Source organism: Achromobacter sp. SX5, assembly GCF_056711425.1.
Map to the genome: position 1 here is coordinate 3,848,688 of NZ_CM160041.1, position 18,554 is coordinate 3,867,241.

Annotated in this window: 12 protein-coding genes, 2 tRNA genes and 3 rRNA genes; 9 read left to right on the forward strand and 8 right to left on the reverse strand. The window is 62.8% G+C overall.

Annotated features, from left to right (window positions below):
• Nucleotides 1-9: 9 nt before the first annotated feature.
• The 5 genes from hemF to AC1M14_RS18065 all read left to right on the forward strand — a co-directional run bounded on the left by hemF (nucleotide 10) and on the right by AC1M14_RS18065 (nucleotide 3,102).
• Nucleotides 10-921 carry an oxygen-dependent coproporphyrinogen oxidase gene (gene hemF / locus AC1M14_RS18045; RefSeq protein ID WP_102771786.1) on the forward strand — a complete coding sequence of 304 codons (912 nt, stop codon included), beginning with the start codon at nucleotides 10-12 and terminating at the stop codon, nucleotides 919-921.
• Nucleotides 918-1,505, forward strand: a complete 588-nt coding sequence (gene nadD, locus AC1M14_RS18050) for a nicotinate (nicotinamide) nucleotide adenylyltransferase (protein ID WP_209164756.1) — start codon at nucleotides 918-920, stop codon at nucleotides 1,503-1,505. The genes hemF and nadD overlap by 4 nt, the downstream gene beginning before the upstream one ends.
• 74 nt (nucleotides 1,506-1,579) lie before the next feature.
• Nucleotides 1,580-1,984: a ribosome silencing factor gene (gene rsfS, locus AC1M14_RS18055; RefSeq protein ID WP_479730199.1), complete on the forward strand. Its 405-nt coding sequence runs from the start codon at nucleotides 1,580-1,582 to the stop codon at nucleotides 1,982-1,984.
• A gap of 7 nt (nucleotides 1,985-1,991) precedes the next feature.
• Nucleotides 1,992-2,462, forward strand: coding sequence for a 23S rRNA (pseudouridine(1915)-N(3))-methyltransferase RlmH (gene rlmH, locus AC1M14_RS18060; RefSeq protein ID WP_102771789.1), 471 nt, complete (start codon nucleotides 1,992-1,994; stop codon nucleotides 2,460-2,462).
• Nucleotides 2,463-2,484: 22 nt separating this feature from the next.
• Complete coding sequence (locus AC1M14_RS18065; RefSeq protein WP_479730200.1) at nucleotides 2,485-3,102, forward strand: Maf family protein; 618 nt, start codon at nucleotides 2,485-2,487, stop codon at nucleotides 3,100-3,102.
• Nucleotides 3,103-3,168: 66 nt separating this feature from the next.
• On the opposite strand, the gene AC1M14_RS18070 is transcribed toward AC1M14_RS18065, so the two are convergent.
• Nucleotides 3,169-4,527, reverse strand: coding sequence for a dicarboxylate/amino acid:cation symporter (locus tag AC1M14_RS18070; protein ID WP_479730201.1), 1,359 nt, complete (start codon nucleotides 4,525-4,527; stop codon nucleotides 3,169-3,171).
• Between the two features lie 292 nt (nucleotides 4,528-4,819).
• On the opposite strand from AC1M14_RS18070, the gene AC1M14_RS18075 reads away from it, so the two are divergent.
• A complete protein-coding gene (locus AC1M14_RS18075; protein ID WP_479730202.1) occupies nucleotides 4,820-6,754 on the forward strand; it encodes a sensor histidine kinase in 1,935 nt (644 codons plus the stop codon).
• The gene (locus tag AC1M14_RS18080) at nucleotides 6,738-8,102 is read left to right on the forward strand and encodes a sigma-54-dependent transcriptional regulator (RefSeq protein ID WP_479730203.1); all 1,365 of its coding nucleotides are present in this window, start codon (nucleotides 6,738-6,740) and stop codon (nucleotides 8,100-8,102) included. The genes AC1M14_RS18075 and AC1M14_RS18080 overlap by 17 nt, the downstream gene beginning before the upstream one ends.
• A gap of 120 nt (nucleotides 8,103-8,222) precedes the next feature.
• On the opposite strand, the gene rrf is transcribed toward AC1M14_RS18080, so the two are convergent.
• The 5 genes from rrf to AC1M14_RS18105 form a co-directional block, all read right to left on the reverse strand.
• Nucleotides 8,223-8,335 (reverse strand): 5S ribosomal RNA (gene rrf / locus AC1M14_RS18085).
• 194 nt (nucleotides 8,336-8,529) lie between these two features.
• Nucleotides 8,530-11,412 (reverse strand): 23S ribosomal RNA (locus tag AC1M14_RS18090).
• 294 nt (nucleotides 11,413-11,706) lie between these two features.
• A tRNA-Ala gene (locus AC1M14_RS18095) sits at nucleotides 11,707-11,782 on the reverse strand.
• 22 nt (nucleotides 11,783-11,804) lie between these two features.
• Nucleotides 11,805-11,881 (reverse strand) — tRNA-Ile (locus AC1M14_RS18100).
• Between the two features lie 133 nt (nucleotides 11,882-12,014).
• Nucleotides 12,015-13,545: ribosomal RNA gene (locus AC1M14_RS18105) — 16S ribosomal RNA — on the reverse strand.
• Together the 16S, 23S and 5S rRNA genes with 2 tRNA genes alongside form the textbook arrangement of a ribosomal RNA operon.
• A gap of 747 nt (nucleotides 13,546-14,292) precedes the next feature.
• Between AC1M14_RS18105 and rng the strand changes: the two genes are divergently transcribed.
• Together rng and AC1M14_RS18115 are read left to right on the forward strand one after the other, a co-directional pair.
• Nucleotides 14,293-15,756, forward strand: coding sequence for a ribonuclease G (gene rng, locus AC1M14_RS18110; RefSeq protein ID WP_102774932.1), 1,464 nt, complete (start codon nucleotides 14,293-14,295; stop codon nucleotides 15,754-15,756).
• A 180-nt stretch (nucleotides 15,757-15,936) separates the two neighbouring features.
• Nucleotides 15,937-16,638, forward strand: coding sequence for a DUF3053 domain-containing protein (locus AC1M14_RS18115; RefSeq protein WP_102774571.1), 702 nt, complete (start codon nucleotides 15,937-15,939; stop codon nucleotides 16,636-16,638).
• On the opposite strand, the gene AC1M14_RS18120 is transcribed toward AC1M14_RS18115, so the two are convergent.
• Together AC1M14_RS18120 and AC1M14_RS18125 are read right to left on the reverse strand one after the other, a co-directional pair.
• Nucleotides 16,635-18,113, reverse strand: a complete 1,479-nt coding sequence (locus AC1M14_RS18120; RefSeq protein ID WP_102774572.1) for a GGDEF domain-containing protein — start codon at nucleotides 18,111-18,113, stop codon at nucleotides 16,635-16,637. The genes AC1M14_RS18115 and AC1M14_RS18120 overlap by 4 nt on opposite strands.
• Before the next feature lie 136 nt (nucleotides 18,114-18,249).
• A complete protein-coding gene (locus tag AC1M14_RS18125; RefSeq protein WP_102774573.1) occupies nucleotides 18,250-18,480 on the reverse strand; it encodes a hypothetical protein in 231 nt (76 codons plus the stop codon).
• Between the last annotated feature and the right edge of the window lie 74 nt (nucleotides 18,481-18,554).

Below are 18,554 nucleotides of genomic sequence, written 5' to 3' on the forward strand. Positions count from 1 at the left end.
AGCCCGCCGATGAACGCCTTGCCCGTCTCCGCCGTGCGGGACTACCTCACCGGCTTGCAGGCCCGCATCGTCGGCGCCCTGGAAGAAGCGGAAGGCGCCGCCTTCCGCGCCGATGAATGGCAGCGTCCCGAAGGCGGCGGCGGCCTGTCGCGCCTGCTCGAAGGCGGCCAGCTGTTCGAACGGGCCGGCGTGCTGTTCAGCCATGTCCAGGGTTCCAAGCTGCCGCCCTCTGCCAGCGCGCACCGGCCGGAACTCGCCGGCCGCTCCTGGGAGGCGATGGGCGTGTCCATGGTGCTGCACCCGCGCAATCCGCACGTGCCCACCACGCACATGAACGTGCGCATGTTCACGGCGGCCGCGCGCCCCGGCCACGACGAAGCCGACGTTTTCTGGTTCGGCGGCGGCCTGGACCTGACCCCGTACTATCCGTTCGAGGAAGACGCGCGCCACTTCCACGCCGTATGCCGCGACGCGCTGGCCGGCCACGGTGCCGACTACTACCCACGCTACAAGCGCTGGTGCGACGAATACTTCTTCCTCAAGCACCGCAACGAAACCCGCGGAATCGGCGGCATCTTCTTCGACGACCTGAACGCCCCGGGCTTCGACGCCTCCTTCGCCCTGACCCGCTCGGTCGGCGACGCCTTCCTGCCGGCCTACATGCCCATCGTGGAACGCCGCCGCGCCCTGCCCTACGGCGAGCGCGAACGCGACTTCCAGGCCTACCGCCGCGGCCGCTACGTGGAATTCAACCTGGTGTTCGACCGCGGCACGCTGTTCGGCCTGCAATCGGGCGGACGTACCGAATCCATCCTGCTGTCCATGCCGCCGCTGGCGCAGTGGCGCTACGACTGGCAGCCGCAGGCCGGCACGCCCGAGGCCGAACTGGCCGCCTACCTCAAGCCGCGGGACTGGGTTTGAAACGCATCGGTCTCCTGGGCGGCAGTTTCGACCCCGTCCACATCGCGCACATCGCGCTCGCCCAGACCGCGCTGCAGGCGCTGGGCCTGGCCGAAGTGCAGCTCATCCCGGCGGCCAACCCCTGGCAGCGCGCCGCGCTGCACGCCACCGGCCGCCAGCGCCTGGACATGCTGGAACTGGCGATCGCCGGCCATGCCGGGCTGGCCGTCAACCCGATCGAAATCGAACGTGGCGGCGCCACCTACACCCTCGACACCCTGCGCGCCCTGCCTGGCGGGGCGCGCTACGTCTGGCTGTTGGGCGCCGACCAACTCGCCAATTTCTGCACCTGGCGCAACTGGCAGGACATCGCCAGCCTGGTGGACCTGGCCGTGGCCACCCGTCCCGGCACGCCGCTGGCCGCACCGCCGGAACTGGCCCGGCACCTCGGCGCCCTGGGCCGCGAATTGCAGGAACTGCCGTTCGCGCCCATGCCGGTATCGGCCTCCGACATCCGCCAGCGCCTGGCGCGCGGCGCATCCACCGAAGGCCTGCTCGCGCCGCCCGTCGCCGCGTATATTGCGGCGCACCATCTCTACCGATAAACCCCACCCGCCGGGCGTTCCAAACGTCCCAAAGCCAGCCTCTCGCTGACCCTGCGCGGGTTATATTTACAGTTATGGATATACAAAAACTCCAACGCGCCGTCATCGACGCCCTCGAAGACGTCAAGGCGCAAGACATCAAGGTTTTCAACACCACGCATCTGACCAGCCTGTTCGATCGCGTCGTGATTGCAAGCGCCACCTCCAACCGCCAGACCCGCGCGCTGGCCTCCAGCGTGTCCGACCGCGGCCGCGCGCTCGGCCTGTCCGGCATCACCATCGAAGGCGAAGACACCGGCGAATGGGTCGTGGTCGACCTGGGCGACGTGGTCGTGCACATCATGCAGCCGGCCATCCGCCAGTACTACAACCTGGAAGAAATCTGGGGCGGCAAGCCGGTGCGCGTCAAGCTGCTGCCGGAATCCACCCGCCCCGCGCCCATCGCCGGCGACAGCGCCTACGGCGGCACCGACTACTGAGCGCGCCGTGAAGCTCATCGTCGTGGCCGTGGGCACGCGCATGCCGGACTGGGTGCAGACCGCCTGGGACGACTACGCCAAGCGCCTGCCCGCCGATTGCGCGCTGGAACTGCGCGAGATCAAGCCCGAACCCCGCAACAGCGGCAAGACGCCGGCCCAGATGATGGCGGCCGAGGCCAAGCGGATCGACGCCGCCCTGCCCGCCGGCGTCCTGCGCCTGGCGCTGGACGAACGCGGCCGCGACCTCACCACCATGGCCCTGTCGCAAAAGCTGGAGCAATGGCGCGCCGGCGGCCAGGACGTGGCCTTCCTGGTCGGCGGCCCGGACGGCCTGGACCCCGAACTGAAAGCCGCCTGCAGCGGCCAGCTGCGGCTGTCTTCGCTGACGCTGCCGCACCCCATGGTGCGCGTGGTGCTGGCCGAGCAGCTCTACCGGGCCTGGGCCATCATGACCAACCATCCCTATCATCGCGCCTGAACGGCCCGGCCTCGCCGTAGCAATGACCGACACAGCCACCCCGACCGCCCGCCTCTACCTCGCCTCGGCCAGCCCCAGGCGGCGCGAACTGCTGACGCAGATCGGCCTGCCCCACGAAGTGCTGCGGGTGCCGGCTCCGCCGGGCGAGGACGAACCCCAACATCCCGGCGAAAGCGCCGCCGACTACGTCCAGCGCACCGCGCGCGACAAGGCGCTGCGCGGACGCGACTGGATGCATGAAAACCGTCTGCCGCGCCTGCCGTTGCTGGCCGCCGACACCACCGTGATCCTGGACGGCCAGGTCCTGGGCAAGCCCGCGGACCGCGCCGACGCCCAGCGCATCCTGCGCGCGCTGTCGGGCGCCGCCCACGAAGTTCGCACCGCCGTCGCGGTCTGGACCGGCGAGCAACTGCTGGAGGCGGTTTCCATCACCGAAGTCCGCATGCGCGACCTGACGGACGACGAAATCGGCCGCTACTGCGACAGCGGCGAACCCTACGGCAAGGCCGGCGCCTACGGCATCCAGGGCCTGGCCGGCACGTTCATCTCGCATATCTCGGGCAGCTACACCGGCGTGATGGGCCTGCCGGTGTTCGAAACCGCCAACCTGCTGCGCGCCGCCGGCATCCGCACGCCCTGAAGCGTCTGTCTCGGAAAAAACAAAACCCCGCGGGCTGACCGCGGGGTTTTTTCATGCCGGCCCGGCTCAGGCCTGGCTGATCGGCTCGCCGAGCATGGGCTGCGGCTCGGCGGCCGTCGGAGCCACGGCGGGCAGCGGCTGCGGATCGCCGGCCAGCGCGGCGTCCAGCCGCTCCTTGTCCAGTTCGCCCTCCCAGCGCGCGACCACGACGGTGGCGGTCGCGTTGCCGACCAGGTTGGTCAGCGCGCGGCATTCGGACATGAAGCGGTCCACGCCCAGGATCAGCGCCATGCCGGCGACCGGCACCGTGGGCAACACCGACAGGGTCGCGGCCAGCGTGATGAAGCCCGCGCCGGTCACGCCCGCGGCGCCCTTGGAGCTCAGCATCGCCACCAGCAGCAGCAGGATCTGGTCGCCCAGCGACAGCGGGATATCGCAGGCCTGCGCGATGAACAGCGCGGCCATCGTCATGTAGATGTTGGTTCCGTCCAGGTTGAACGAGTAGCCGGTGGGCACCACCAGGCCGACCACCGACTTCGAGCAGCCGGCGCGTTCCATCTTCTGCATCAGGGTGGGCAGCGCCGCTTCCGACGAGCTGGTGCCCAGCACCAGCAGCAGTTCCTCGCGGATGTAGCGCACCAGCTTCAGGATCGAAAAGCCGTTGTAACGCGCCACCAGTCCCAGCACCACGACCACGAACAGCACCGAGGTCGCGTAGAACGTGCCCACCAGCATCGCCAGGTTGACGATGGACTTGATGCCGTACTTGCCGATGGTGAACGCCATGGCGCCGAACGCGCCGATGGGAGCGGCCTTCATCAGGATGGCCACCAGCCGGAACACCGGCTGGGCCAATGCGGTCATGAACGACAGTATCGGCTTGCCGCGCTCGCCCACCATGGCCAGCGAAATGCCGAACAGCACCGCCACGAACAGCACCTGCAGGATGTCGCCGCCCACGAACGGGCTGAAGATGGTCGTGGGGATCACGTTCATCAGAAAGCCGGTGACGGTGGAATCATGCGCCTTGGCCACATAGCCCGACACCGCCTTCTGGTCCAGCGTGCTCGGGTCGATGTGCATGCCCGCGCCGGGCTGCACCACGTGGCTGACGATCATGCCCACGATCAGCGCCAGCGTGGAAAAGCACAGGAAGTACAGCATGGCCTTGCCGGCGACCCGGCCGACCTTCTTGAGGTCGCTCATGGCGGCGATGCCGGTGGCCACGGTCAGGAAGATCACGGGAGCGATGATCATCTTGACCAGCTTGATGAAGGCGTCGCCCAGCGGCTGCATCTGCTGGCCGAGCTCGGGCTTGAATGCGCCCAGCAGCACCCCGACCACGATGGCGAAGATCACCTGCACATAAAGGATTTGATAGAACTTGAGCTTGCGCGCGGGCGCGACTTGATCCACGTCGATCATTGGGATTTGTCCCCACCAAAGCCCCTTGCTCCGGACGGCGTTGCGCGGCGGGCGACGGGGCGTTATCTGTTTTGTGGCCCGGCGCACTGCTTCCGGGCCCATGTCACCGCGCGTCGGAGCGCGGCTTGCCCCGACTTATGCAATCGCCATGCCAGCCCGACGGCGTGCGTCCGCCCATACACAAGCCATTGATCGAAAAGGAATTTTTTCTACTTTCCGGAAAGCGGAAACTGGCATTCTGGCGAGATTCCACACAAAAAAGATATAGAATGTGCGAAAACCCGCACACATCATGCCCCGCCCCGCCTCCACCCCCGCCGCCCCGGCGCTGCCGCCCCGACCGGGCGCCAGGCGGCGCAAGTTCGCCTGGCTCTGGCGCGCCGGCGGCATCGTGCTGGCCGTCGCGCTGGTGTTCGGCGTGCTGCACGCCGCCACGCTCTGGGCCCGCGACGAGGCCCTGACGAACGCCGCGGCGCAGGCGCGCGGCGCGGCCCAGGTCAACGCGGCCCTGCTGCGCAATAATCTCGACAAATTCCGCGCCCTGCCCTTCGTGCTGACCCGCGACGTGGACGTGCGCGCCGCGCTCGAAAACCCCGCGCCGGGCCAGGTCGTGCCGCTGGACGAAAAGCTCGACTCGCTCAGCCGCGGCGTGGGCGCCTCGGCCATCTACGTGCTGGACCGCAAAGGGCTGGCGATCGCCGCCAGCAACTGGCGCGAGCCCGCCACCTTCGTCGGCGTGGACTACCAGTTCCGGCCTTATTTCCAGGGTTCGGTGGCGCAGGGCTCGGCCGAACATTTCGCGCTGGGCACCATCAGCCATGAGGCCGGCCTGTACCTGGCGCGGCGCGTGGACGGCGTCGGCGGCAGGCTGCTGGGCGTGGTCGTGCTGAAAGTGGATTTCCGCGAACTGGAGGCCGACTGGCGCCAGTCCAACGCGCCGATCTTCGTCACCGACGAACACGGCGTGGTATTGCTGGGCAGCGTCTCCGACTGGCGCTTCAAGGTGCTGGCGCCGCTGGCGTCCGATCTGGCGCAAAAGCTGCGCACCAGCCTGCAGTTCGGCGACGCCCGCTTCCAGCCGCTGCCCTTGCGGCCCACGCTGCTGGCCGCAAGCAACGGCCAACTGGTGCGCACCGACGCCGCCCTGCCCCAGATCCCGGACGGCGCGCCGCTATTGCATACGACGCTGCCCATCGCGGAATCGCCAGGCTGGACCCTGCACCTGCTCTCGCCGGTGCAGTCGTCCATCAACCAGGCCACCGCCAACGCGCAGCTGGGCGCGCTGCTCGCGCAAAGCGCGCTGGCCGCCATCGTCGGCATCGTCCTGCTGCGCCGCCATCGCCAGCGCGAGCGCGCGCAGCAGCAGGCGGTCATCCATGAACAGCTCGCCGCCCTGGTCGACGAGCGCACCGCGCAGCTGCTGGAAGTGAACGAGCAGCTCATCGAAGAAATGGACCAGCGCCAGCGCACCGACGCCCGCCTGCACACCATGCAGGAAGAACTGGTCCAAGCCAGCAAGCTGGCGCTGCTGGGCCAGGTCGCCGCCGGCGTCGCGCACGAGATCAACCAGCCCGTGGCCGCGATACGCGCCTACGCCGACAACGCCGCCGAATTCCTGCGCCGGCATGACGAGGGCTCGGCGCGCGAGAACCTGCACACCATCGCCTCCCTGACCGAGCGCATCGGCCACATCACCGGCGAGCTGCGCGCCTTCTCGCGCAAGGCCGGCACCGCGGTCGGGCCCACCAGCCTCAAGGATTGCCTCGAAGGCGCGCTGCTGCTGGTCGGCCCGCGCGCGCGGCGCCAGTCGGTGGCCCTGCAGCGCCCGCCCGAGGGCCAGAACTACCAGGTACAAGCCAACCGCATCCGGCTCGAACAGGTCCTGGTCAATCTGCTGCAGAACGCCCTGGAGGCGCTGGACGGGCAGGCCGACGGCCGCATCGTCGTGACGTTGCGGGACCTCGGCGAATGCGTGCAGGTCCAGGTCGGCGACAACGGCCCCGGCCTGTCGGCGCAGGCGCGCGCCCGCCTCTTCACGCCTTTCCACACCACCAAGCCGGAAGGGCTGGGCCTGGGCCTGGTCATCTGCCGCGATCTGGTCGCCGAATTCGGCGGCCAGCTGGACGTCGCGGACCCGGCCGACGGTGGCGCCCTCTTCGTCCTGAGCCTGCGCAAGGCGCCCGGCCAGGACCTTGCCGCGAACCCTGCCCATGAAACCAGTCCCTGAATCCGCGTCCCCGCACGTCCTCTTCATCGACGACGACGACGAACTGCGGCGCGCCAATGCCCAGACACTCAAGCTGCACGGCATGTCCGTGGACGCCCACGCCGGCGCGCGTCCCGCGCTGGCCGCGCTGACCCGTGAATTCGACGGCGTGGTGGTGACCGACATCCGCATGCCCGACATCGACGGCCTGCAGCTGTTTCGCCGGGTGCGCGACATCGATCCCGACATTCCGGTCATCCTGATCACCGGGCACGGCGACATCGCCACCGCCGTGCAATGCATGCACGACGGCGCCTATGACTTCCTGGCCAAGCCCTATGCGGCCGAACGGCTGGTCACCGCGATCGCGCACGCCGCGGAAAAACGCCGCCTGGTGCTGGAGAACCGCCGCCTGCGCGAAGCCGCCTTCGCCGTGGAGGCCGACGAGGTGCCCTTCATCGGCACCGCACCGGCCATGCAGCGCATCAAGCAGACGCTGCGCCATATCGCGGACGCCGACGTGGACGTGCTGGTCGAAGGCGAAACCGGCACCGGCAAGGAAGTGGTGGCCACCGCGCTGCACCGCCTGAGCCGCCGCCGCGACCGCCCGCTGGTGGCGATCAACTGCGGCGCGCTGCCCGAAAGCGTGATCGAAAGCGAACTCTTCGGCCACGAGGCCGGCGCGTTCACCGGCGCCCAGAAAAAACGCATCGGGCGCATCGAACACGCCAGCGGCGGCACGCTGTTCCTGGATGAAATCGAAAGCATGCCGCTGGCCATCCAGGTCAAGCTGCTGCGCGTGCTCGAATCCCGCCAGATCACGCCCCTGGGCAGCAACGAAGTGCGCAGCCTGGACCTGCGCGTGGTCGCGGCCACCAAGGAAGACCTGGGCAGCCCCACGATCCGCGACAAATTCCGCGAGGACCTGTTCTACCGCCTCAACGTGGTCACGATACGGATTCCTCCGCTGCGCGAGCGCCGCGAGGACATCCCGCTGCTGTTCGCCCACTATCTCGGGCATGCCTCGCGACGCTTCCACCGCGACATCCCCGAGATGCCCGCGTCCATCAAGCAGCACGTGCTGACGCACGACTGGCCCGGCAACGTGCGCGAACTGGCGCATTTCGCCGAACGCGTGGTGCTGGGCGTGCTGAACGCCCCGCCCACGGCGGCGCCGGCCGCCGCCGCAGGCGCGCTCAGCCTGCCGGAACGGATGGAACGCTTCGAGGCCCAGCTCATCCGCGAAGCCCTGGCCACGCACCAGGGCGACATCAAGGCGACGCTGGAAGCGCTGGGCATTCCGCGCAAGACCTTCTACGACAAGCTGCAGCGCCACGGCATCGAACGCCAGCAGTACATGCCGCGGTAAGCCCGCGGCGACGCCCCAAAACAAAAAACCCTCGCCGCAATATCGGCGAGGGTTTTCGTTTTGTACAGGCACAAAAACAAAACCCCACAGGATTTACCTGTGAGGTTTTGAGGAATAAAAGCCTGACGATGACCTACTTTCACAGACGTCCGTCCACTATCATCGGCGCAAAGTCGTTTCACTGTCCTGTTCGGGATGGGAAGGAGTGGGACCAACTCGCTATGGTCGTCAGGCGTAACTGGTTGAGCGGCTGCGACTAGGCGCAACAGCTCCAATCTGGGAAGAAACACAACGCGTGGCGATCAGAGTCGAACTCGATGATCGCGCACGATGGGATGCGATGTTGGCTGGCTGCCGACGGTGCAGCCAGATTTTGTATTGAACGACACTTGGAACGCTATAACCAGGTCATAACCATCAGTGTTATAGGATCAAGCCTCACGGGCAATTAGTATCGGTTAGCTTAACGCATTACTGCGCTTCCACACCCGACCTATCAACGTCCTGGTCTCGAACGACCCTTCAGGGGGATCAAGTCCCCGGGATACCTAATCTTCAGACGAGTTTCCCGCTTAGATGCCTTCAGCGGTTATCTCTTCCGTACTTAGCTACCCGGCAATGCCATTGGCATGACAACCGGTACACCAGAGGTACGTCCACTCCGGTCCTCTCGTACTAGGAGCAGGCTCCGTCAAGTATCCAACGCCCACGGCAGATAGGGACCAAACTGTCTCACGACGTTTTAAACCCAGCTCACGTACCTCTTTAAATGGCGAACAGCCATACCCTTGGGACCGGCTACAGCCCCAGGATGAGATGAGCCGACATCGAGGTGCCAAACACCGCCGTCGATATGAACTCTTGGGCGGTATCAGCCTGTTATCCCCAGAGTACCTTTTATCCGTTGAGCGATGGCCCTTCCATTCAGAACCACCGGATCACTATGTCCTGCTTTCGCACCTGTTCGACTTGTCAGTCTCACAGTCAAGCACGCTTATGCCATTGCACTATCAGCACGATTTCCGACCGTACCTAGCGTACCTTCGAACTCCTCCGTTACACTTTGGGAGGAGACCGCCCCAGTCAAACTGCCCACCATGCACTGTCCCCGATCCGGATAACGGACCAAGGTTAGAACCGCAAACAAACCAGGGTGGTATTTCAAGGATGGCTCCACGTAATCTGGCGACTACGCTTCAAAGCCTCCCACCTATCCTACACAGGCCGGTTCACAGATCAATGCAAAGCTACAGTAAAGGTTCATGGGGTCTTTCCGTCTAGCCGCGGGTAGATTGCATCATCACAAACACTTCAACTTCGCTGAGTCTCAGGAGGAGACAGTGTGGCCATCGTTACGCCATTCGTGCAGGTCGGAACTTACCCGACAAGGAATTTCGCTACCTTAGGACCGTTATAGTTACGGCCGCCGTTTACCGGGGCTTCGATCAAGAGCTTGCACCCCATCACTTAACCTTCCGGCACCGGGCAGGCGTCACACCCTATACGTCGACTTTCGTCTTTGCAGAGTGCTGTGTTTTTAATAAACAGTCGCAGCCACCGATTCTCTGCGACCCCATCATGCTAAGCGCGCAGGCGCTTCACACTACCGGGGTATACCTTCTCCCGAAGTTACGGTATCAATTTGCCGAGTTCCTTCTCCTGAGTTCTCTCAAGCGCCTTGGAATATTCATCCCGTCCACCTGTGTCGGTTTGCGGTACGGTCTCGTACAGCTGAAGCTTAGAGGCTTTTCTTGGAACCACTTCCAATCACTTCGCAAGCAATGCTCGCTCGTGCCACACCCTTGATTTACGCGCCCGGATTTGCCTAAGCGCCATCTTCGATGCGTCAACAGGGACATCCAACACCCTGATGATCTTCCGCGATCCGTCCCCCCATCGCACTGTACGACGGTGCTGGAATATTAACCAGCTTCCCATCAGCTACGCATCTCTGCCTCGCCTTAGGGGCCGACTCACCCTGCGCCGATGAACGTTGCGCAGGAAACCTTGGACTTACGGCGAGAGGGCTTTTCACCCTCTTTATCGCTACTCATGTCAGCATTCGCACTTCTGATACCTCCAGCAGCCTTTACAAGCCACCTTCGCAGGCTTACAGAACGCTCTCCTACCGCGTGCACTAAAAGTGCACACCCGCAGCTTCGGTTTATCGCTTAGCCCCGTTACATCTTCCGCGCAGGACGACTCGATCAGTGAGCTATTACGCTTTCTTTAAAGGATGGCTGCTTCTAAGCCAACCTCCTGACTGTCTATGCCTTCCCACTTCGTTTCCCACTTAGCGATAATTTGGGACCTTAGCTGGCGGTCTGGGTTGTTTCCCTCTTGAGTCCGGACGTTAGCACCCGGTGCTCTGTCTCCCAAGCTGTACTTGCGGGTATTCGGAGTTTGCCATAGTTTGGTAAGTCGCCATGACCCCCTAGCTATAACAGTGCTCTACCCCCCGCAGTAATACTTGAGGCACTACCTAAATAGTTTTCGGAGAGAACCAGCTATTTCCAGATTTGTTTAGCCTTTCACCCCTATCCACAGCTCATCCCCTAATTTTTCAACATTAGTGGGTTCGGTCCTCCAGCACGTGTTACCGTGCCTTCAACCTGGCCATGGATAGATCATCTGGTTTCGGGTCTACACCCAGCGACTGAATCGCCCTATTCGGACTCGCTTTCGCTACGGCTTCCCTATTCGGTTAACCTCGCCACTGAATGTAAGTCGCTGACCCATTATACAAAAGGTACGCAGTCACCCCACAAGGAGGCTCCTACTGTTTGTATGCATACGGTTTCAGGATCTATTTCACTCCCCTTCCGGGGTTCTTTTCGCCTTTCCCTCACGGTACTGGTTCACTATCGGTCGATCACGAGTATTTAGCCTTGGAGGATGGTCCCCCCATCTTCAAACAGGATTTCACGTGTCCCGCCCTACTTTTCTTACGCTTAGTTCCACACTCAGAATTTCGTCTACAGGGCTATCACCTGCTACGGCCGGGCTTTCCATCCCGTTCGACTATCCTGAATGCTAAAACGTAAAGGCTTTTCCGATTTCGCTCGCCACTACTTTCGGAATCTCGGTTGATTTCTTTTCCTCGAGCTACTGAGATGTTTCAGTTCACCCGGTTCGCCTCCACTGGCCTATGTATTCAGCCAGGGATACTGCTTGCGCAGTGGGTTTCCCCATTCGGACATCTGCGGATCAAAGCTTGTTTGCCAGCTCCCCGCAGCTTTTCGCAGGCTACTACGTCCTTCATCGCCTGTGATCGCCAAGGCATCCACCATATGCACTTAGTCGCTTGATCCTATAACGCTGTAGGCTATAGGACCTGAGTATTCGCGTTTGTGCCGTTCATAAGTTTCAAAGCAGTCTGAGGTTTGCACCCCAGTCTTGAGAACTTGGAACAAAATTAATGCAATCACAACCCGTACCCATCTTCATCAGCAAACGCCGATTACTTGATGAGCACATTTCGTTGTGCTTCTTCCAGATTGTTAAAGAACAAAATATAGCTGTTGGGTAAAACCCAACTCATAACATCGTGGAGCACGACACTATGAGTTGGCCTCTACGCTGCACCCAGGATCATAAGAACCGGTGGTGGAGGTGAACGGGATCGAACCGATGACATCCTGCTTGCAAAGCAGGCGCTCTCCCAGCTGAGCTACACCCCCATATCCTGCCTGGCAGAATACTTGGTGGGTCTGGTTGGATTCGAACCAACGACCCCCGCCTTATCAAGACGGTGCTCTAACCGACTGAGCTACAGACCCAAAACCTTTTCGGATCAGCAGTCAGGTGGCTGAAGACCCAGGGAAGATTCCCTCGACCCAAGCCTACAACCGATCCCAGCTATATATCAAACAACCGATAAGAGTGGACGCTTAACACGAGCACTAAGCTCTGAAAGGAGGTGATCCAGCCGCACCTTCCGATACGGCTACCTTGTTACGACTTCACCCCAGTCATGAATCCTACCGTGGTAATCGCCCTCCTTGCGGTTAGGCTAACTACTTCTGGTAAAACCCACTCCCATGGTGTGACGGGCGGTGTGTACAAGACCCGGGAACGTATTCACCGCGACATGCTGATCCGCGATTACTAGCGATTCCGACTTCACGCAGTCGAGTTGCAGACTGCGATCCGGACTACGATCGGGTTTCTGGGATTAGCTCCCCCTCGCGGGTTGGCGACCCTCTGTCCCGACCATTGTATGACGTGTGAAGCCCTACCCATAAGGGCCATGAGGACTTGACGTCATCCCCACCTTCCTCCGGTTTGTCACCGGCAGTCTCATTAGAGTGCCCTTTCGTAGCAACTAATGACAAGGGTTGCGCTCGTTGCGGGACTTAACCCAACATCTCACGACACGAGCTGACGACAGCCATGCAGCACCTGTGTTCCGGTTCTCTTGCGAGCACTGCCAAATCTCTTCGGCATTCCAGACATGTCAAGGGTAGGTAAGGTTTTTCGCGTTGCATCGAATTAATCCACATCATCCACCGCTTGTGCGGGTCCCCGTCAATTCCTTTGAGTTTTAATCTTGCGACCGTACTCCCCAGGCGGTCAACTTCACGCGTTAGCTGCGCTACCAAGGTCCGAAGACCCCAACAGCTAGTTGACATCGTTTAGGGCGTGGACTACCAGGGTATCTAATCCTGTTTGCTCCCCACGCTTTCGTGCATGAGCGTCAGTGTTATCCCAGGAGGCTGCCTTCGCCATCGGTGTTCCTCCGCATATCTACGCATTTCACTGCTACACGCGGAATTCCACCTCCCTCTGACACACTCTAGCCCGGTAGTTAAAAATGCAGTTCCAAAGTTAAGCTCTGGGATTTCACATCTTTCTTTCCGAACCGCCTGCGCACGCTTTACGCCCAGTAATTCCGATTAACGCTTGCACCCTACGTATTACCGCGGCTGCTGGCACGTAGTTAGCCGGTGCTTATTCTGCAGGTACCGTCAGTTTCGCGAGGTATTAGCCCGCGACGTTTCTTTCCTGCCAAAAGTGCTTTACAACCCGAAGGCCTTCATCGCACACGCGGGATGGCTGGATCAGGGTTTCCCCCATTGTCCAAAATTCCCCACTGCTGCCTCCCGTAGGAGTCTGGGCCGTGTCTCAGTCCCAGTGTGGCTGGTCGTCCTCTCAAACCAGCTACGGATCGTCGCCTTGGTAGGCCGTTACCCCACCAACTAGCTAATCCGATATCGGCCGCTCCAATAGTGCAAGGTCCGAAGATCCCCTGCTTTCCCCCGTAGGGCGTATGCGGTATTAGCTACGCTTTCGCGTAGTTATCCCCCGCTACTGGGCACGTTCCGATACATTACTCACCCGTTCGCCACTCGCCACCAGACCGAAGTCCGTGCTGCCGTTCGACTTGCATGTGTAAGGCATCCCGCTAGCGTTCAATCTGAGCCAGGATCAAACTCTTCAGTTCAATCTCTGTGTTTTGTTTCGTATTTCCTTGGTTCCGGAGAACCGAGTCATACGTCGCTGCTCAAAGGAAGTGAGGTATGTGCTTAGACTTGACATCTAAGGTACTTCACTTCAGTGAGCACTTGATTTCTTGTGCTTGTGACCAGATTTAAAACCTGACCACTGCGCACTCGCATCAAGCGCCCACACTTATCGGTTGTTCAATTGTTAAAGAGCGGTACTGCTAAATTCTTTACTGCCTGCCTCTCAGCAACTTCGCTTTCGCGCCGGTCGCTGTGTCAGCAGAGAAACGAGATTATGAAGAAGCTTTTATCGCTTGTCAAGTCAGCGTCGCTTATCGCTTTGCTTTCCTGCCGCGGCCTCTTCAGCCCCTTTCCTCTTTGGCAGCTATCGAAATATCAGGGTAAACCCTAGTGTTTCGGTAACTGCCAAGCCCAAGACTATAGCACATTATTTTCGAATTGCGCAACTGACTTCTGCCTGATTTGCGCGATCCATGCAATGATGCTTGCCTGGCTCCGCGGTTCGAAAAACTGTCCGAACTGCGAAGGAGCGAGACTATAGCACAAGTTTTGAACCCGTGTGGCAAGCCGTCGCCCGACGCAGGGATTGCGTTCACCCCCTTATATATAGGCATGCGGAACCAGGTTCCATTTCGAGCTTGCCTGGGAAATAGGTACGTTTACTATTCGCCATGTACGCTGCATCCAAAATTGGAGACGATTCCCCCATGCCCCCCGCCATCGCCATGAGCGAAGATATCCTGATCAATGTCACGCCTTTCGAGACCCGCGTTGCGCTGGTGGAACAAGGGTCGGTGCAGGAACTCCATGTGGAACGCAGCATCCAGCGCGGCCACGTGGGCAATATCTATCTGGGGCGGGTGGTCCGGGTGCTGCCGGGTATGCAGAGCGCGTTCGTCGATATCGGGCTGGAGCGCGCCGCCTTCATCCATATCGCGGATCTGCGCGAAAACCGCGGCGAACGCAGCCAGGGCCTGACGCCCACGCCCATCGAGAAGCTGCTGTTCGAGGGACAGACCATCATGGTGCAGGTGGTCAAGGACCCCTTGGGCACCAAGGGCGCGCGCCTGTCGACCCAGATCAGCATGGCGGGCCGGATGCTGGTGTATCTGCCCCATGACCCGCACATCGGCATTTCCCAGAAGATCGATGACGAATCCGAACGCATCCAGCTGCGCGAACGGCTGCAGGCCCTGATGCCCGCCGACGAGAAAGGCGGATTCATCGTGCGCACCCAGGCCGAAGGCGCCAACGACGACGAACTGACGGCGGACCTGGAGTACCTGCGCAAGCTCTGGACCAGCGTGCAGGCCGCCGCCCGCAGCCAACCCGCCCCCGCCCTGCTGCACCAGGACCTCACGCTGGCGCAGCGGGTGCTGCGCGATATGGTGGGGCCGGCGACCGGTTCCATCCTGGTCGATTCCCGCACCACCAGCGCCGCCATGCTCGAATGGGCGCGCATCTACACGCCTTCGGTGGTCGGCCGCATCCAGCACTACAGCGGCGAGCGGCCGCTGTTCGACACGGCCAACGTGGACGAGGAGATCGCCCGCGCGCTGTCGCGCCGGGTCGACCTGAAATCGGGCGGCTATCTCATCATCGACCAGACCGAGGCGCTGACCACGGTGGACGTCAATACCGGCGGCTTCGTGGGCGGGCGCAATTTCGACGACACCATCTTCAAGACCAACCTGGAAGCCGCGCAGGCGATTGCGCGGCAGTTGCGCCTGCGCAACCTGGGCGGCATCGTGATCCTGGACTTCATCGATATGGAAGACCAGGACCATCGCGACACCGTGCTGGCCGAACTGAAGAAGGCGCTGTCGCGCGACCGCACGCGCATGACGGTCAATGGCTTCACGCAGTTGGGCCTGGTGGAGATGACCCGCAAGCGCACCCGCGATTCGCTGGCGCACCAGCTGTGCGAGCCCTGCCCCATGTGCGAGGCGCGCGGCAACGTGCGCACGCCGCGCACCGTGTGCTATGAGATCCTGCGCGAAATCCTGCGCGAGGCGCGGCAGTTCAACCCCAAGGAATTCCGCATCCTGGCCTCGCAGGACGTGATAGACCTGTTTCTGGAAGAAGAAAGCCAGCACCTGGCGATGCTGGGCGATTTCGTGGGCAAGCGCGTGTCGCTGGAAGTGGAAAGCCGCTACACGCAGGAGCAGTACGACATCATTCTGGTCTAGACCGTTAACAGGTTAGCCGCAGGAATTCACGTCATTGTGTATGAATTATGTTTCTTAAGGCTTCTTTTGAAATGAAGTTTGAAACCAATGGCGACGAGGACCTCCAGCCGATAAGCTGCGGGCGCTTTGCGGGGCAGAACCCGCCTCGCGCCCTTTCTTTTGCTTTCGGAGGTCTATTCGATGAAGTCCCTATTCCGTCCGTTCCTGGTGCTGGCCGCCGCGCTGCCGCTGGTGTTGGCCGCCTGCGGCGACAAGGAGCCTGAACAGCGTGCCGCGTTCACGCAGTTCCTGCAGACTCGCATCGTGGACAAGCCCGGCGTGCGCGTGCCGCAGCTGACGGACGAGGAGAAGAAGTCCTTTGGCGATTACGCCGCCCACTACGCCGTCATCACCGACTTCAACGCCGGCATGGACGCCTCGGTCAAGCCGCTGTCGGGCATCATGCAGAAGGGCTCGGTGCGCTCGCTCAACGATATCGTGGCGCGCCGCGACGACCTGAAGTCGGTGCAGGCCTCGCTCAACGACATGGGCACGGCGCTGCAGGCGGAACAGGCCAAGGCCGACGCCGCGCATGCGAAGCTCAAGCAGCCCGAGGACCTGAAGGCCGTCTACGACAAGGCCTATGAGAAGACCGTGAGCCTGCCGGCCGACACCTTCCGCGACACGCTGCCGCAGCTGAACGCGACTTTCGACGCCAGCCTGAAGATCGCCGACTACGTGGCCGCGCACGCCAAGCAGATCGATATGTCCGGCCCGGTGGTCAAGGTGCAGGACCCCGCCGTGCAGGCCGAGCTGAACAAGCTGCTGCAGGACCTGAACGCGCAGGCCAAGAACGTGCAGCAGGCGCAGACGCGCATGCAGGCCGTGATGATCGGCCGCTAAGCGGCTTCGCCCGCCACCGCCACGCGATTGCGGCCCGCGTGCTTGGCCTGGTAGAGGGCGGCGTCGGCCGCCGCCGCCAGGCCGGCCGCCGATTCGTCCGCCCGCGGGATGGCGGTGGCCACTCCCACGCTGACCGTGACGATGCCGGCCTCGCTCGCCTCGTGCGGCACGCGCAGCCCGGCGATGGTCTGCCGGATGCTTTCGGCGACGGCCGCGGCGCGCTCGCGGCCGGTGTCGGGCAGCAGCACCACGAATTCCTCGCCGCCGTAACGCGCCGCCAGATCGCGCGGCCGCCGCGCTTTCTGCTTGAGCGCCAGCGCCATCACCTTCAGCAGTTCATCGCCTTCCGGATGGCCATAGCGGTCGTTGTAGCGCTTGAAGTGGTCCGCATCCAGGAACAGCAGCGACAGCGGCGTCTGCTCGCGGCGCGCGTCGCGCCATTCGCGCGCCAGGGCCTCGTCGAAGGCGCGGCGGTTGGGCATGCCGGTCAATCCGTCCGTCTGCGCCTGCGCCGCCAGCTGCGCCTCGACCGCCTGCCGCAGGCGCATCTCGCGGCGAAACAGCACGATCAACGCCATCACCGACAGGAACAGCGCGGCGGTGACCGCCACCACCAGCACGGCGCGGCGCGTCCAGGGCTCGAATACTTCGTCCACGTCCATGGCCACGTCGAGGATCAGCGGCGTGTCCTCGATGGCGTCGAAGGTATAGAGGCGATTGATGCCATCCGGCGACAGCACGCCCACGAACGAGCCTTCGCGGCGGACCAGGAACTGCTGGAAATCCGGCGACATGCCGATATTGCTGCCCAGGTCGGACAGGGAATAGGGATTGCGCAGCAGCACCACGCCGTCGTTGCGGAAGATGGTGATCTCGTCGCCCTCGCCGATCGACAGCGCCGCCAGCCGGTCGCGGAAATAGGCCAGGCGCAGCGAACCGCCCACGATGCCGGCGAAGCTGCCGTCCGGATTGGACAGGCGCCGGCTGATGGTGATGCTTTCGTCGCCTTCGCGCAGGCGGCTGTGATAGGGCTTGCTGACATAGAGACCGACGTCGCCGGCGTCGCGATGCACCTGGAAGAAGTCCCGGTCCGCGAAGTTCAGCGTCGGCGGCTCGAGGGAACCGGAGTGGTAGCGGATATTGCCGTCCTTGTCGGTCACCACGATGGCGCCCAGGTACTCGGCCGTGGACGAGCGGTCGAACAGGAAGCGTTGGCGCGTGGCCCGCGCAAGGTTCTCCAGGCCGGGTTCGGCCAGGCGCTCCATCACGCCTTGCAGCGACAGGTCGTAGAACTGCACCGTGCGGCTGATGTCGGCCGACAGCACGCCGGTGATGTTGCGCGCCGACACGCGCGCGGCCTCCCAGGTGTCGCGCCGGTCGATCCAGAGCAGCGCCACGGACGCGGCGCAGATTCCGGCCGCGAGCAGCACCGCCAAGGCGTACAGCGCGCGATGTAGAAACCTGCGTGACTTCAAATACGGCGCTCCTACGCAAGGGAGGTCGGGATGTCGCAGCTCATGCGCACGGGCGACTCACGCCGCCGATGATGCCGACACCCGGCCCGGGACGCAAGATCCCGGCCGTAAAAAAGGGACGCAGCACATGCAATCGTCAGGACGCCGCCGGCGCGCCGATGCGGAACGGAAATGCCTTGGCGCCCCGCGCCCTGTCGGTCTCGCGGTGCGCGCCGATCGACCACGCGGGCCCGGCGCCGCCGGTCTGCGACAGCAGACGGCGCATCGATCCGGCGGAAAACCCGCAATGCAAGGCCAGCGCCTGGCGGCGCGCCAGTTCTACGCCGACGGCGTGCGGCGTCGTGGAAATCCGATCCGATTGCAGCATGGCATTCCCCTGGCAAACGCGCTTCATGATCGAAGCGTCTGTGCGGATTAATCTACCGCACTCGCCCGCGCTTG

Coding starts and splice junctions, on each gene's coding strand:
- AC1M14_RS18075 (WP_479730202.1), top strand. CDS start 4,820: ATGCCCCGCCCCGCCTCCACCCCCGCCGCCCCGGCGCTGCCGCCCCGA.
- rsfS (WP_479730199.1), top strand. CDS start 1,580: ATGGATATACAAAAACTCCAACGCGCCGTCATCGACGCCCTCGAAGAC.
- AC1M14_RS18070 (WP_479730201.1), bottom strand. CDS start 4,527: ATGATCGACGTGGATCAAGTCGCGCCCGCGCGCAAGCTCAAGTTCTAT.
- AC1M14_RS18065 (WP_479730200.1), top strand. CDS start 2,485: ATGACCGACACAGCCACCCCGACCGCCCGCCTCTACCTCGCCTCGGCC.
- hemF (WP_102771786.1), top strand. CDS start 10: ATGAACGCCTTGCCCGTCTCCGCCGTGCGGGACTACCTCACCGGCTTG.
- rng (WP_102774932.1), top strand. CDS start 14,293: ATGAGCGAAGATATCCTGATCAATGTCACGCCTTTCGAGACCCGCGTT.
- AC1M14_RS18125 (WP_102774573.1), bottom strand. CDS start 18,480: ATGCTGCAATCGGATCGGATTTCCACGACGCCGCACGCCGTCGGCGTA.
- AC1M14_RS18115 (WP_102774571.1), top strand. CDS start 15,937: ATGAAGTCCCTATTCCGTCCGTTCCTGGTGCTGGCCGCCGCGCTGCCG.
- AC1M14_RS18080 (WP_479730203.1), top strand. CDS start 6,738: ATGAAACCAGTCCCTGAATCCGCGTCCCCGCACGTCCTCTTCATCGAC.